Origin of the sequence: Bacteroides mediterraneensis, from assembly GCF_016900355.1 — a bacterium.
In the GTDB taxonomy this organism is placed as follows: domain Bacteria; phylum Bacteroidota; class Bacteroidia; order Bacteroidales; family Bacteroidaceae; genus Phocaeicola.
This window is the reverse complement of record NZ_JACJKA010000001.1, coordinates 139,301-153,252: the sequence shown is the minus strand read 5'-3', so window position 1 is coordinate 153,252 and position 13,952 is coordinate 139,301. Positions and strand designations below refer to the sequence as shown.

At 47.7% G+C, this 13,952-nt stretch carries 9 protein-coding genes; 8 read left to right on the top strand and 1 reads right to left on the bottom strand.

The window, feature by feature from the left end; genetic code table 11:
• Positions 1–18: 18 nt before the first annotated feature.
• Complete coding sequence (locus H6A28_RS00620; protein WP_204478555.1) at positions 19–2,304, bottom strand: NADP-dependent malic enzyme; 2,286 nt, start codon at positions 2,302–2,304, stop codon at positions 19–21.
• A gap of 430 nt (positions 2,305–2,734) precedes the next feature.
• Here H6A28_RS00620 and H6A28_RS00615 point away from each other — a divergent pair, with 430 nt between their 5' ends.
• The 8 genes from H6A28_RS00615 (at position 2,735) to H6A28_RS00580 (ending at position 13,912) form a co-directional block, all read left to right on the top strand.
• A complete protein-coding gene (locus H6A28_RS00615) occupies positions 2,735–3,841 on the top strand; it encodes an efflux RND transporter periplasmic adaptor subunit (protein ID WP_430622425.1) in 1,107 nt (368 codons plus the stop codon).
• A 98-nt stretch (positions 3,842–3,939) separates the two neighbouring features.
• Positions 3,940–7,170: an efflux RND transporter permease subunit gene (locus H6A28_RS00610; protein ID WP_204478554.1), complete on the top strand. Its 3,231-nt coding sequence runs from the start codon at positions 3,940–3,942 to the stop codon at positions 7,168–7,170.
• Between the two features lie 8 nt (positions 7,171–7,178).
• A complete protein-coding gene (locus H6A28_RS00605; RefSeq protein ID WP_204478553.1) occupies positions 7,179–8,561 on the top strand; it encodes a TolC family protein in 1,383 nt (460 codons plus the stop codon).
• Positions 8,562–8,583: 22 nt separating this feature from the next.
• The gene (lpxA, locus tag H6A28_RS00600; RefSeq protein WP_204475156.1) at positions 8,584–9,351 is read left to right on the top strand and encodes an acyl-ACP--UDP-N-acetylglucosamine O-acyltransferase; all 768 of its coding nucleotides are present in this window, start codon (positions 8,584–8,586) and stop codon (positions 9,349–9,351) included.
• 13 nt (positions 9,352–9,364) lie between these two features.
• Positions 9,365–10,006 (top strand): TetR/AcrR family transcriptional regulator, encoded by a 642-nt coding sequence (locus tag H6A28_RS00595; RefSeq protein ID WP_204475158.1) that lies wholly within the window; start codon positions 9,365–9,367, stop codon positions 10,004–10,006.
• Between the two features lie 106 nt (positions 10,007–10,112).
• Entirely contained in the window at positions 10,113–11,489 is a 1,377-nt protein-coding gene (locus H6A28_RS00590) for an SGNH/GDSL hydrolase family protein (RefSeq protein ID WP_204478552.1), read from the top strand.
• Entirely contained in the window at positions 11,476–12,444 is a 969-nt protein-coding gene (locus H6A28_RS00585) for a GDSL-type esterase/lipase family protein (protein ID WP_204478551.1), read from the top strand. Before H6A28_RS00590 ends, H6A28_RS00585 begins: the two co-directional genes overlap by 14 nt.
• Positions 12,410–13,912: an MBOAT family O-acyltransferase gene (locus H6A28_RS00580; RefSeq protein ID WP_204478550.1), complete on the top strand. Its 1,503-nt coding sequence runs from the start codon at positions 12,410–12,412 to the stop codon at positions 13,910–13,912. Before H6A28_RS00585 ends, H6A28_RS00580 begins: the two co-directional genes overlap by 35 nt.
• Positions 13,913–13,952: the final 40 nt, after the last annotated feature.

The window sequence follows — 13,952 nt, the reverse complement described above, 5'->3', positions numbered from 1 at the left end:
TAATGAATGAGGAAGCGCTTATTGCGCTTTTTTCTTTTTGTCGACGATGGCATCGATGCAGGCAATGGCGGTGATGTTGACAATGTCGCGCACGGAGCTTTCGATGTCGGTGAAGTGAATCGGTTTGTTCAATCCCATCTGAATCGGGCCGATGACCTCCGTTTCACTCATGCTTTGGATGAGCTGGTAGGTGGCATTGGCTGAACTCAGGTTCGGGAATACCAGTGTATTTACTTCCTTGCCTTTCAGTCGGGTGAACGGATATTTCTCGTCACGAAGGGCATTGTTCAGGGCAAACTTCACTTGCATTTCACCGTCGATGGCCAGTTCGGGATATTCCTGATGGAGCTGGCTTACAGCTTCGTGTACCTTGGCCGGACTTCCTTCAGTGTCGGAACCAAAGTTGGAGTAGGACAGCATGGCCATCACGGGTTCTTGATTGAAGAAGCGTACCGCCTTGGCCGACAGCTTGGCAATGTCAATCAACGTGTCGGTATCCGGGTGACGGTTGATCAGAGTGTCGGCAATGAAATAGGTGCCTTTCTTGGAATTCAGGATGTGCATGGTGCCGAAATGCTTGTATCCCGGCTGGATGCCGATGACTTCCTTGGCTACTTTGATGGTGTTAGAATACTTGGTGTACAGTCCGGTAACGAAGGCGTCGGCTTCACCGGTTTCTACCATCATCATACCGAAGTAGTTGCGTTCGAACATCTTGTCGTTGGCTTCCTGGAAGTTGGCGCCTTCGCGGGCACGTTTCTCGCAGAGGATGCGGGCGTAACGTTCTCGGCGTTCAGCTTCGCGGTCATGACGCAGGTTGACAATTTCAATGCCTTCCAGCCTCAGATCGAGTTCTTTGGCCAGTTTCTCGATACGTTCTTCGTTGCCCAGCAAAATCGGGTGGCAGATACCTTCAGCTTTGGCTTCCACAGCGGCTTTCAGCATATTGGGGTGGATGCCTTCGGCAAAGACCACACGCTGCGGGTTGTGCCGGGCAGTTTCATACAGCTGGCGGGTCAGTTTGTTTTCTTGTCCCATCAGCTCTTTCAGGCGGTTCTTGTATTCGTCCCAGTCGGTAATCTGCTTGCGGGCTACGCCAGACTCCATAGCGGCTTTGGCTACGGCCATGGAGACTTCGGTAATCAGACGCGGGTCGACTGGTTTCGGGATGAAGTATTCCGGGCCGAAGGTCAGGTTGTTTACATGGTAGGCTTCGTTGACCACATCGGGTACGGGCTTCTTGGCCAAGTTGGCGATGGCACGTACGGCTGCCAGTTTCATTTCCTCATTGATGGCGGTAGCACGGGTATCGAGGGCGCCACGGAAAATATAGGGGAATCCGATGACGTTGTTAATCTGGTTCGGATAATCGGAACGGCCGGTTGACATCAGAACGTCCGGACGGGAAGCCATGGCATCCTCGTAGGAGATTTCCGGAGTCGGGTTGGCCAATGCGAAGACAATCGGATGAGAGGCCATGCTGCGCACCATATCTTGTGTCAGGACGTTTCCTCTGGACAATCCGAGGAATACATCTGCCCCTTTGATGGCTTCTGCCAAGGTGTGGATGTCGGTACGGTCGGTCGCAAAGAATTTTTTCTGTTCGTTCAGGTCGGTACGTTGCTTGGAGATGACTCCCTTACTGTCAATCATGACAATATTTTCCAGACGGGCACCCAGTGAGACGTAGAGTTTCGTGCAGGATACGGCAGAAGCACCGGCTCCGTTGACCACGATTTTTACGTCTTCAATCTTTTTCCCTGCCACTTCCAGGGCATTTAATAAGCCGGCACTGGAGATGATGGCTGTACCGTGCTGGTCGTCGTGCATCACCGGAATGTCCAGTTCTTCTTTCAGACGCTGTTCTATCTTGAAGCACTCGGGCGCCTTGATGTCTTCCAGATTGATACCTCCGAAAGTCGGGGCAATGGCCTTTACAGCTTCAATGAACTTATCAGGGTCTTTTTCGTTTACTTCGATGTCGAACACGTCGATGCCGGCATAGATTTTAAACAGCAGGCCTTTTCCTTCCATGACAGGTTTTCCACTCATAGCACCGATGTCACCCAGTCCCAGTACGGCGGTTCCGTTGGAAATGACGGCCACCAGATTGCCTTTATCAGTATAATCGTAGGCCGTATCCGGATTTTTTTGGATTTCCAAACAAGGTTCTGCTACTCCTGGAGAATAGGCCAGTGACAAATCCCTCTGTGTCTGATAGGGTTTCGTGGGGACTACTTCGATTTTCCCCGGCTTGCCCTGCGAATGGTAGAGCAAAGCAGCTTCTTTAGTTATTTTTGTCATATTTTCTTCGTTTTTTGAGTTTTTCAAAGAATAAAGTGTCGCGCAAATGTAGGAATAAAATAACAAATGGACTGTTTTTTTCTGAAAAAAACTATAAAACGGATTTTGTTCATATTTTTTGTCGATGTTTATCGTCAATTGGTCGGATTAATTTGGCGATATGTAATTATATATTCGTTTTATGGTTATTCTTAGTTAAAGCTCGTTTTTTAGGCTGTATTTTTTTGTTATATTTGCGCCATTAAAAACTAAAAAAAGGCTTAAAGTTTTCATCGGAGAACTTTTATATTGAGAGAATGAGAGAAAAAATCAATTTTTTAGTATGAATATAAGTATGAGCACAAAAAGAAACAGAAGTCTTTCTTCTAGCCGAGTGGCATTCTATGCATTGACTCTTTCGGTTCTGACTGCTTGTGGTGGTCAGGGGGGTATGAAAATGGGTGATGACGAATTTGCAGTAGAGGCAGTTTCAGCTACTTCCAGCAATCAGTCAACTCAATACCCGGCAACAATCAAAGGTTTGCAGGACATTGAAATCCGTCCTCAAGTATCAGGTTTTATTGTGAAATTGTGTGTGGACGAAGGTGCAACCGTTCACAAAGGACAGGCTCTGTTCCAGATTGACCCGACGCAGTATAAGGCTGCATACGACCAGGCAAAGGCCAGCGTAGCTTCAGCCAAAGCAAACCTGGAAACAGTTACTTCTACGGAAGCCAACAAGAAGATGTTGCACGAGCAGAAGATTATCAGTGACTTTGAATATCAAACGGCGGTAAACAATCTGCTTTCTGCAAAAGCGAGTTTGGCGCAGGCAGAAGCTGCTTATGCTGCTGCTAAACAAAATTTGGGATTCTGTACGGTGACAAGCCCTTCGGATGGTGTGATTGGTACATTCCCGTATCGTGTGGGTGCGCTGGTAAGTCCGTCGGTAGCAGAACCGCTGACTACAGTGTCTCAGATTGGCGATATGTATGTGTACTTCTCCATGACTGAAAAACAGCTGCTGGAGTTGACACGTGCAGGAGGTACTTTGAAGGAACAATTGGAAAAGATGCCGGCAGTGAAATTGCAGTTGGCTGATGGTACCATGTACTCTGAAGAAGGTAAGATTGATGCCGTGAGTGGAGTTATCGACCAGACGACGGGTTCTGTAAGCATGCGTGCTATTTTCCCGAACAAGCAGAACGTGTTGCGTAGTGGCGGTATGGCCAATGTGGTATTCCCTTACACGATGAGCGACATCATCTTGATTCCGCAGACTGCTACACAGGAAATTCAGGACAAGAAGTTTGTGTATGTGTTGCAGGCCGACAGCACCATCAAACATACGGAAGTACAGATTTCTAATTTGAATGACGGTAAGAATTACATTGTGACGGGTGGTTTGAAGCCGGGTGACAAGATTGTCATCGAAGGTGTACAGACACTGACCGACGGACAGAAAATCAAACCGATTACTCCGGCTGAGAAGGAAGCAAAGTATAAGAAGGCTTTGCAGGATCAGAAGGATGGAAACATTCAGACAGCTTTCAATTAATAAATAATGTGCGTAAGGTGGAAGGAAATCTCGATCCGCATGGGAGTGTGTGGATAACAAAGGGTTTCCGGAACTGTAACAAAAATAGTATTTAAAGAATGAAACTAGATAAATTTATTAACCGTCCGGTGCTGTCAACGGTAATCTCTATCTTGATAGTCATCTTGGGTGTGATCGGTCTGGCTACGCTGCCAGTTACCCAGTATCCGGACATTGCGCCTCCTACCGTATCGGTAAGAGCCACTTATACGGGTGCGAATGCACAGACTGTATTGAACTCTGTGATTGCTCCGTTGGAAGACCAGATTAACGGTGTGGAAAACATGATGTACATCCAGTCAAGTGCATCCAACAACGGTTCAGCTGATATCAGTGTATATTTCAACCAAGGTACCGACCCGGATATGGCAGCGGTCAACGTACAGAACCGTGTTTCTATGGCACAAGGTCTGTTGCCGGCCGAAGTAACCAAAGTCGGTGTGACTACACAGAAACGTCAGAACTCCATGCTGTTGATTTTCTCTTTGTATGATGCGGAAGATAAATACAACATTGAGTTTATTGAAAACTACGCCAAGATTAACTTGATTCCGGAAGTACAGCGTGTGAAAGGTGTGGGTGATGCCAACGTGATGGGTCAGGACTATTCTATGCGTATCTGGTTGAAGCCGGATATCATGGCTCAGTATAAACTGGTGCCGGCCGATATTTCCAATGCCTTGGCTGAACAGAATATTGAAGCGGCTCCGGGACAGTTTGGTGAACGTGGTAACCAGACTTTCCAGTACACTATCCGTTACAAAGGACGTCTGCAACAGACAGAGGAATTTGAGAACATCGTCATCAAGGCTCTGCCCGACGGCGAAGTGCTCCGTCTGGGAGATGTAGCTCGTATCGAGCTGGGTCGTCTGGCCTATACCTTTAATAATACGGTAAACGGTCATAAGGCTGTAACTTGTATCGTGTTCCAGATGGCGGGAACCAACGCTACGGAAACCATCAACAACTTGTTGGATGTAATCAGCAAAGCAGAAGAAAGTTTGCCTGCCGGTTTGAAGATTAACGTGGCACAGAATGCCAACGACTTCTTGTATGCGTCTATCCACGAAGTTATCAAGACTTTGATTGAGGCATTTATTTTGGTGTTCATTGTAGTATATGTCTTCTTGCAGGATATGCGTTCTACATTGATTCCGGCCATTGCCATTCCGGTAGCCTTGATTGCTACCTTCTTCGTCTTGAAGTTGATTGGATTTAGTGTGAACTTGCTGACACTTTCGGCGATGGTGTTGGCCATTGCGATTGTGGTCGATGATGCCATTGTGGTGGTGGAAGGTGTCCATGCGAAACTGGACCAAGGATATAAGTCTTCCCGTGAGGCTTCTATCGACGCCATGAGCGAACTGGGTGGTGCCTTGGTTTCCATTACCTTGGTCATGATGTCCGTATTTATCCCGGTAAGTTTCATGGGTGGTACGGCCGGTACGTTCTACCGTCAGTTCGGTATTACCATGGCTATTTCTATCGCCTTCTCTGCATTGAACGCCTTGACTTTGTCACCGGCCTTGTGTGCTCTCTTCCTGAAACCGCATGACTCTGAACATAAGCCGAAGAAGATGAGCATGATTGACCGTTTTCATACCTCTTTCAATGCGGCTTACGATTCTTTGCTGAAGAGCTATAAGAAGCGTGTGGTATTCTTTATTCATAAGAAATGGCTGGCCATGGGATTGGTAGCCGCTTCTATTGTGCTGTTGATTTTCTTTATGAAGATTACTCCGACCGGTATGGTGCCGAATGAAGATACCGGTACGATTATGGGTGCCGTAACGTTGCCTCCTGGTACTTCACAGGAACGTGCCATGGAAGTATTAAATAAGGTAGACAGTCTGGTAGCTGCAGAACCGGCTGTTCAGTCACGTACTATCATTTCCGGTTACAGCTTCATCGGTGGTCAGGGACCTTCTTACGGTTCTGTCATCATTAAGTTGAAAGACTGGGAAGAACGTTCACTGATGCAGAACTCGGATATCGTTTATGCGACCTTGTTCATGCGTGCGCAGAAAGTCATCAAGGATGCACAGGTATTGTTCTTTGCTCCTCCGATGATTCCGGGTTACTCTGTATCAAGTGATATTGAGTTGAACATGCAGGATAAGACCGGTGGTAGTTTGGATCACTTCTTTGAAGTGGTGAACAGTTATACCGCAGCTTTGGAAGCACGTCCGGAAATCAACTCTGCAAAGACGACCTTCAACCCGAGCTTCCCGCAGTATCAGCTGGATATTGATGCGGCAGCTTGTAAGAAGGCAGGTATTAGTCCGAGTGACATCCTTTCTACCATGCAGGGATACTTCGGTGGTTTGTATGCTTCTAACTTCAACCGTTTCGGTAAGATGTACCGTGTAATGATTCAGGCAGAACCGGATGCTACTAAGAACATGGAATCGCTGAATGGCGTGAAAGTACGTGGAAGCAACGGAGAAATGGCTCCTATCACGCAGTTCGTCAGTTTGAAGAAAGTATACGGCCCGGATATCATCAGCCGTTTCAACCTGTACACTTCTATGAAAGTGATGGTGGCTCCGGCATCAGGATATACTTCAGGTCAGGCTTTGCAGGCTATTGCAGAAGTGGCCAAGGAAAACCTGCCGACTGGATTTGGTTATGAATTAGGAGGTATGGCGCGTGAGGAAGCTTCTTCAAGTGGTAGTACGACGGGTATCATCTTTGTGCTCTGTTTCGTATTCGTATACTTGCTGTTGAGTGCCCAGTACGAAAGTTATATTCTTCCGTTGGCCGTATTGCTTTCCGTACCGTTCGGTTTGATGGGTAGCTTCCTGTTTGTCAACGGATTCGGTGCATTGGGTAGTATCCCGGCCTTGAAGATGATTGTAGGTTCTATGTCAAACGATATCTACATGCAGATTGCCTTGATTATGTTGATGGGTCTGTTGGCAAAGAACGCCATCTTGATTGTTGAGTTCGCCCTCGACCGTCGTAAGCAAGGTATGAGTATTTCGTGGGCTGCCGTGTTGGGTGCCGCCGCTCGTTTGCGACCTATCTTGATGACTTCTTTGGCCATGATTGTCGGCTTGCTTCCGTTGATGTTTGCCTTCGGTGTAGGTGCCCACGGTAACCGTACATTGGGTGCTTCCGCTATCGGTGGTATGTTGATCGGTATGATTTTGCAGATCTTCATCGTACCTGTATTGTTCGTCATCTTCCAGTGGCTGCAAGAGAAGGTTAAACCGATGGAATGGGATAGCCTCGATGAAAGCGAAGTAGAGTCTGAAATTGAACAGTATTCTCCTAATACGCATAAATAAGATTGATAATGAAAAAACAGATAATAGGAATGATGTGTCTGACTGCCATGATGAGCAGCTGCCACATTTATAAAGCTTACGACCGTCCGGAAACGATAGATGCCTCAGGCATCTATCGCGACCCGGCTTCGGCGACCGATACGTTGGCTTCGGACACAGCCAACATGGGAAATCTGCCTTGGAAGGAAGTGTTCCGTGATGCAAAACTGCAGGCCTTGATTGAAGAAGGACTGGCCAACAACGTAGATATGCAGGCCGCTGCACTCCGCGTAGAGGAAGCGAAAGTGATGTTGACGGCGGCGAAACTGTCTTACTTGCCTACCATTAATCTGGCTCCGCAAGGTTCTACAACCAGCATGGGAGGTGGAAACTATGTAAAGGCATACCAGCTTCCGGTTGCAGCCAGCTGGGAAATTGACTTGTTCGGCAAGATTTTGAACACTAAACGTGGTCAGAAAGTTGCCTACGAACAGAGCCAGTATGCGGAACAGGCTGTACGTTCACAGATTATTTGTGGTATAGCTAACGTGTACTATTCTTTGCTGATGCTTGACCGTCAGGTAGAAATTACGACCGAAACGGCTGCTATCTATAAAGAAAACGTACGAGTAATGGAAGCCATGAAAATTGCCGGTATGACCACTGAAGCTGCCGTAGCACAGATGCGTGCTGCCAGCCATCAGGTAGAGGCTTCATTGATGGATTTGAAACGTCAGGTGCGTGAAACAGAAAATTCACTTGCTGTACTGTTGGCTAAGGCTCCTCAGACCATCGAACGCAGTACATTGGATGAACAGGTTATGCCGGAAGAACTGGCAGCGGGTGTACCGATGCAGTTATTGGAAAACCGTCCGGACGTAAAGATGGCTGAAATGACGCTTGCGGCTGCTTATTATACAACTAATTCCGCACGTGCAGCTTTCTATCCGGGCTTGAACATTACAGGTATGGCAGGATGGACAAACGGATCAGGTATTCAAGTTTCTAATCCGGGTGAATTTATGCTGCAGGCTTTGGCTTCATTGGCTCAGCCTATTTTCAATAACGGTAAGCTGATTGCCAACCTGAAGGTTTCAAAGGCAGAAGAAAAGATTGCTCAGATGAATTATCAGCAGACTATTCTGGAAGCAGGAAAGGAAGTGAGCGATGCTTTGTATCTGTTCGATACGCAGAATAAGAAACTGGTGGAAGACCGTGGACAGGTAGAACAGTTGGATAAGGCAGTGACTTATACCAAGGCCTTGTTCCAGAGCGGAGATGCCACTTATCTGGAAATCCTGACCGCACAGCAGAATCTGCTGAGCGCCCAGTTGAGTGAAGTTTCCGATAACTTCCAGCGTATGCAGGCTGTCATCAACCTGTACAGCGCATTGGGTGGTGGAAGAGAATAAGTAACCTTAAATATGAAGAAACATGATTAGTCCTTTAGCTTATGTGGATCCGTCGGCCAAACTTGGCAAAAATGTGACGGTACATCCATTTGCCTATATCGACAAGAACGTAGAGATAGGCGATGATAATGTGATTATGCCCTATGCCAGCCTGATGAGTGGTACGCGCATGGGAAACGGGAATACAGTTTATCAGGGAGCAGTCGTTGCGGCTGTTCCCCAAGATTTTGCCTATACGGGCGAAGATACGCTGGCCATCATCGGCGACCACAATGTGATTCGTGAGAATTCCGTGATTATCCGGGGTACTCATCCTTCACATGCCACAAAGGTGGGCAACAACAATTTTATTATGACGGGTGCTCGTCTGTCACACGATGTGGAAGTAGGAAACGGATGTATTATCGGTAACGGTTCACAGGTATCTGGTAACTGCATCATCTACGATTGCGCTATCCTGACTTCCAACGTACTGATGCAAGGAAATACGCGTTTGGGAAGCTATTCACTGGTACAGGGTGGATGTCGTTTCATTAAAGACATTCCTCCTTATATCGTGGCTGCTCACGAACCGATTGCGTTTTATAGCATCAATACGAAGGTGCTGGAATATACCGGTATTTCGGAAACGGTTATCAAGCACATTGCACAGGCCTACCGTATCCTGTATAAAGCCAATACATCGCAGCATGATGCATTGGTTCGTATCCGGGAACAGATTCCGCACGGACCTGAAATTGAGAATATTCTTCAGTTCGTGGAATCTTCACAATTAGGTATCATTCATTGATTAAAGTGATCAGATGGCAGGGCGGAGAAGAGAAAGCAACCGTGAGGAGCTGAAAATACGCATATTGGAAACTGCGGCCGAAGCGTTTAAGCGTTCGGGCATTAAAGCCGTTCACATGGACGACATCGCAGGTTCTTTGTCCATATCCAAGCGTACCCTCTACGAACTGTTCGGCGACAAGGAACAGTTGTTGCTGGAGGTCTTCGGCTTATATCGCCAGCGGATCAATGAAGATATGCAAGAGATTACTTCCAGGGCGGAAAACGTGCTGGAAGTAATCCTTAAATTCTATGAACGCAAAGTCAACGAATTATGTCTGGTAAACCCCTTGTTTTTTCGTGACTTACGCAAATATCCCAAGGTGTTGGATTTTATACACGAAGAACAACGGCAAAACGATGCCGATTCGGTGGAATATTTCCAAAAAGGGGTGGAACAGGGCATTTTTCGAGACGACATTAATTTCCAGATTATCAATCAGGCCATGGCCATGCAGTTGGATTTGCTGATTTATTCCGATATAACCCTGCATTATCCGCTGGCTGAGATTTACAGTGAGATTACGATTCTGCACATGAGGGGTATCACTACAGAAAAAGGTAACCGCATGGTGGATGAATTCTTAAAGAATATCCGGGGAAAGCGTCAAGGGTGACGAAATAAGATTCGCCTCGGCATCGTCAAAATCAGAAAACTATGTTTTCTATTTGCCTCTGCACTCGGCTTTCATTATCTTTGCAGTCGATTTTGGAGGAAAATTCATGAAGAATAGATTATTATATACTTTCCTGTTTACGGTTCTGGTCGTGGCAGGTCTGTTTGCACTGCATTATTTACCCTCTGTTTCTTTAGATGGAAAGCCTTTGCGAAGGGTGGACCTGCTTTCTGATGTCCGCGTGAAAAAGGAATTGGTGGAGCCGATGGATTCGGATTCCTTGATATTGCCTCCTCCGGTGAAGCCTGCCTTTGTGGATACCTGCAAGAGCGGCATGGTATGCATTGAGGAATATGTGGATTCTACGGGGCGCGGAATGAGTCATTTTTATGAGGCGTTGAGTCAGGTGAATGCCCTGAACCGACCGGTGCGTATCGCTTATTTCGGGGATTCCTTTATCGAGGCAGATATTCTGACCGGCGATTTGCGTGAGATGTTGCAGAAGCGTTTTGGCGGATGTGGGGTGGGATATGTGCCGATTACGAATAAAATTGCGAGTTTCCGTCCTACGGTGCACCAATCGTTTGGAGGTTGGGGCAGTCATGCCATTACAGACTCTGTGCATTTTGATCGTTCCCGTCAGGACATTTCCAATCATTATTTCATTCCTTCGGTCGGAGCGTATGTTTTGTTGAAAGGTGAAAAACGTTTTCTTTCGCGCATAGATACCTGTGACGTGTCAACTTGCTATTTCTTGGCTGCTGATTCAGTGACACTGAGCGCTTCTGTAAATGGAAGAGAGAAAAAAGAATTTCCCGTGAAAGGAAATGGAGAATTGCAGGCTGTGTCTGTCGATGGTCGGATTGGTTCCGTTCGCTGGAATGTGGAAAAGCTGGATTCGGCAGCCTTGTTCTATGCGGTGACAATGGATCCGCACCGGGGAGTGGTGGTGGATAATTTCAGTACTCGGGGGAGTAGCGGACAGCAGCTGGCACACATTCCGATGTCTATTCTGCGCCAATACAACCGGTTGCGGCCTTATGATTTGATTGTGTTGCAATATGGGTTGAATGTGGCTTCACAGAATGTGTTGAACTATACGTATTACAAGAACGCCATGAAGCCTATTGTGGAACGGCTGAAGGAGGCTTTCCCGGAGACTTCTATTCTGATTGTCAGTGTAGGCGACCGGGAATACAAGGATGAAAACGGTGAACTGCGTACCATGCCCGGCGTGAAAGGATTGATTCGGTACCAGCAGGCACTGGCCGCAGAAACGCACGTGGCCTTCTGGAACATGTTTGAAGCCATGGGAGGAGAAGGAAGCATGGTGAAGATGGTGGAAGGCAAACCGCAGATGGCCAATTATGATTATACACACATCAATTTCAGGGGAGGGAAGCATATGGCCCAACTTCTGTTTGAGACCTTGATGTATGGAAAAGAACAGTATGAGAAACGGAAGGCTTATGAGATGGAATAAACTGTGGGGCTGGATAATGTGGTGCGTGCTGTGCTTATGGGCTACGGGGGTGTCGGCACAGGATGTGTTGCCGGTGAAATCACGCCCTGACCGGCATTCCGGTCATGTGTCCGACAGCAAGGCCATGCAGCAGCTGCTGAAATTTATACAGGTGAGCAATCCGATGCCTGCCAGTTTCAGGGAAACGACGGACAACCGGATTGAAGACCCGACGGGAGAACTTCTTCCTTTCTGGCAGAAGCTTTCTGTGCTCGACCGTCCGTTGCGGATAGTTCATATCGGTGATTCGCACGTGCGCGGACATGTGTTTCCGTATGTCGTCCGACGGCAGTTAGAGGATGATTTCGGACGGGAAGCGGTGCTTGACATGCAGGTGAGTTACCATACGTCGGGTTTGGCCCAGGAAACGGGGGCACCGGGAATCGTCTACCACATACTGGGAGTGAACGGGGCAACTTATGGTTCGTTTGCTACGTCAGAGAACATACAGCAGATTATCGACTTGAATCCAGACCTGGTGATTCTTTCTTTTGGCACGAACGAGGCTCATGCCCGTCGATATTCTTCCACTGAACATGTGGCCCACATGGATTATCTGTTGGGAGATCTGAAGAAAGGGTGCCCAAATGCCGTGTATCTGCTGACCACTCCACCGGGAGCGTATGTGCGCAACGGGCGACGGGGAGCCAGGATCATCAACCCCCGTACGAAACAGGTGGTGAAGACGGAACAGGATTATGCGGCTTCCCGGAAACTGGCTTTGTGGGATATGTACCATATTGTGGGCGGCGAACGGAGGGCATGTCTGAACTGGAGTGCCGGAAACTATTACCAACGAGACAAGATTCATTTCACGCAGGACGGATATATCCTGCAGGGATTACTTTTACACGAAGCGATTATCAAATCATACAACAATTATGTGGAAACTCAACTGGACGGAACTCGGAATTGACTGGGATAGATTGAAGGATGTGCTGACGTATGATTCCGCACAGCCGATGATTTTCAGCAGCGGACTGTTCCTCTTTCTCTTTTTAGGATTCAGCCTGATTTATCTGCTTTTGCAGAAGAAGACTACGGCACGACTGCTGTTTGTCACCTTGTTTTCATACTATTTCTATTACAAGAGTAGCGGATTCTATTTTTTCCTGCTGGGCATTGTCACGGTGTCCGACTTTCTGCTGGCCCGCAGGATGGAGGTCACGCTGTCGGCATGGAAGCGGAAAATGTTAGTGGTGTGCAGTTTGTGTATCAACCTCGGACTGCTCTGCTATTTCAAGTACACGAACTTCTTCTATGAGATGCTGGCTCCTCTGTGGAACGGACAGTTCCAGCCGCTCGACATCTTCCTGCCGGTGGGTATTTCTTTCTTTACCTTTCAGTCGCTGAGCTACACCATTGATGTGTATCGTCGGGATTTGAAACCGCTGTCGAACCTGCTGGATTATGCGTTTTATGTGTCGTTCTTTCCGCAGCTGGTGGCTGGACCGATTGTGCGCGCCCGCGATTTCGTTCCGCAAATCCGGCAGCCGCTGTTCGTTTCATCGGAGATGTTCGGGCAGGGGATTTTCTTTATCGTGAGCGGTCTGTTCAAGAAAGCGGTTATTTCGGACTACATCAGTGTGAACTTCGTGGAACGTATATTTGATAATCCGGGATTGTATTCGGGACTGGAAAACCTGTTTGGTGTATACGGATATGCGTTGCAGATTTATTGCGACTTTTCGGGCTACAGCGACATGGCTATCGGTATTGCCCTGCTGTTAGGTTTCCGTTTTCCGCTCAACTTCAATTCGCCTTATAAGTCGGACAGTGTGACCGATTTCTGGCATCGCTGGCATATTTCCTTGTCTACCTGGCTGCGCGATTACCTGTACATTTCGTTGGGTGGCAACCGGAAAGGGAAAATCCGTACGTACATCAACCTGATATTGACCATGCTGTTAGGTGGTCTCTGGCACGGTGCTTCCTGGAATTTTGTGGTGTGGGGCGGACTGCACGGGGTGGCACTGGCCTTGCATAAGTTCTTCCGCAGTTTGTTGGGGCGTCCCAAGCAATATCGCAGCCAGGGTATCCGGAAATTCTTCGCGATGATAATAACCTTCCATTTTGTGTGCTTCTGCTGGATTTTCTTCCGTAATGCCACGTTCGAGGCTTCTGTCACCATGATCCGGCAGATATTTACGGCTTTCCATCCGGAGTTGCTGGAACAGCTGCTGACGGGCTACTGGAAGGTCTTTGCCTTGATGGGAGTCGGTTTTCTGCTGCATTTCTGTCCCGACAACTGGCAGAATGCTTGCAGCCGGGGCATGGTACGCTTGCCGCTGGTGGCACAGGCCTTGGTGATGATTGCACTGATTTACCTGGTGATTCAGGTGAAAAGCAGCGATATTCAGCCGTTTATCTATTTCCAGTTCTAAGAAATTGCTGTCGCAGGCGTGAGAAAGAGGCAACTATTTT

What these genes read in the sequence shown, in the direction of transcription:
- H6A28_RS00605 (WP_204478553.1), top strand. Translation starts at nt 7,179, where the DNA reads ATGAAAAAACAGATAATAGGAATGATGTGTCTGACTGCCATGATGAGC.
- H6A28_RS00585 (WP_204478551.1), top strand. Translation starts at nt 11,476, where the DNA reads ATGAGATGGAATAAACTGTGGGGCTGGATAATGTGGTGCGTGCTGTGC.
- H6A28_RS00620 (WP_204478555.1), bottom strand. Translation starts at nt 2,304, where the DNA reads ATGACAAAAATAACTAAAGAAGCTGCTTTGCTCTACCATTCGCAGGGC.
- H6A28_RS00590 (WP_204478552.1), top strand. Translation starts at nt 10,113, where the DNA reads ATGAAGAATAGATTATTATATACTTTCCTGTTTACGGTTCTGGTCGTG.
- H6A28_RS00610 (WP_204478554.1), top strand. Translation starts at nt 3,940, where the DNA reads ATGAAACTAGATAAATTTATTAACCGTCCGGTGCTGTCAACGGTAATC.
- H6A28_RS00580 (WP_204478550.1), top strand. Translation starts at nt 12,410, where the DNA reads ATGTGGAAACTCAACTGGACGGAACTCGGAATTGACTGGGATAGATTG.
- lpxA (WP_204475156.1), top strand. Translation starts at nt 8,584, where the DNA reads ATGATTAGTCCTTTAGCTTATGTGGATCCGTCGGCCAAACTTGGCAAA.
- H6A28_RS00615 (WP_430622425.1), top strand. Translation starts at nt 2,735, where the DNA reads ATGAAAATGGGTGATGACGAATTTGCAGTAGAGGCAGTTTCAGCTACT.
- H6A28_RS00595 (WP_204475158.1), top strand. Translation starts at nt 9,365, where the DNA reads ATGGCAGGGCGGAGAAGAGAAAGCAACCGTGAGGAGCTGAAAATACGC.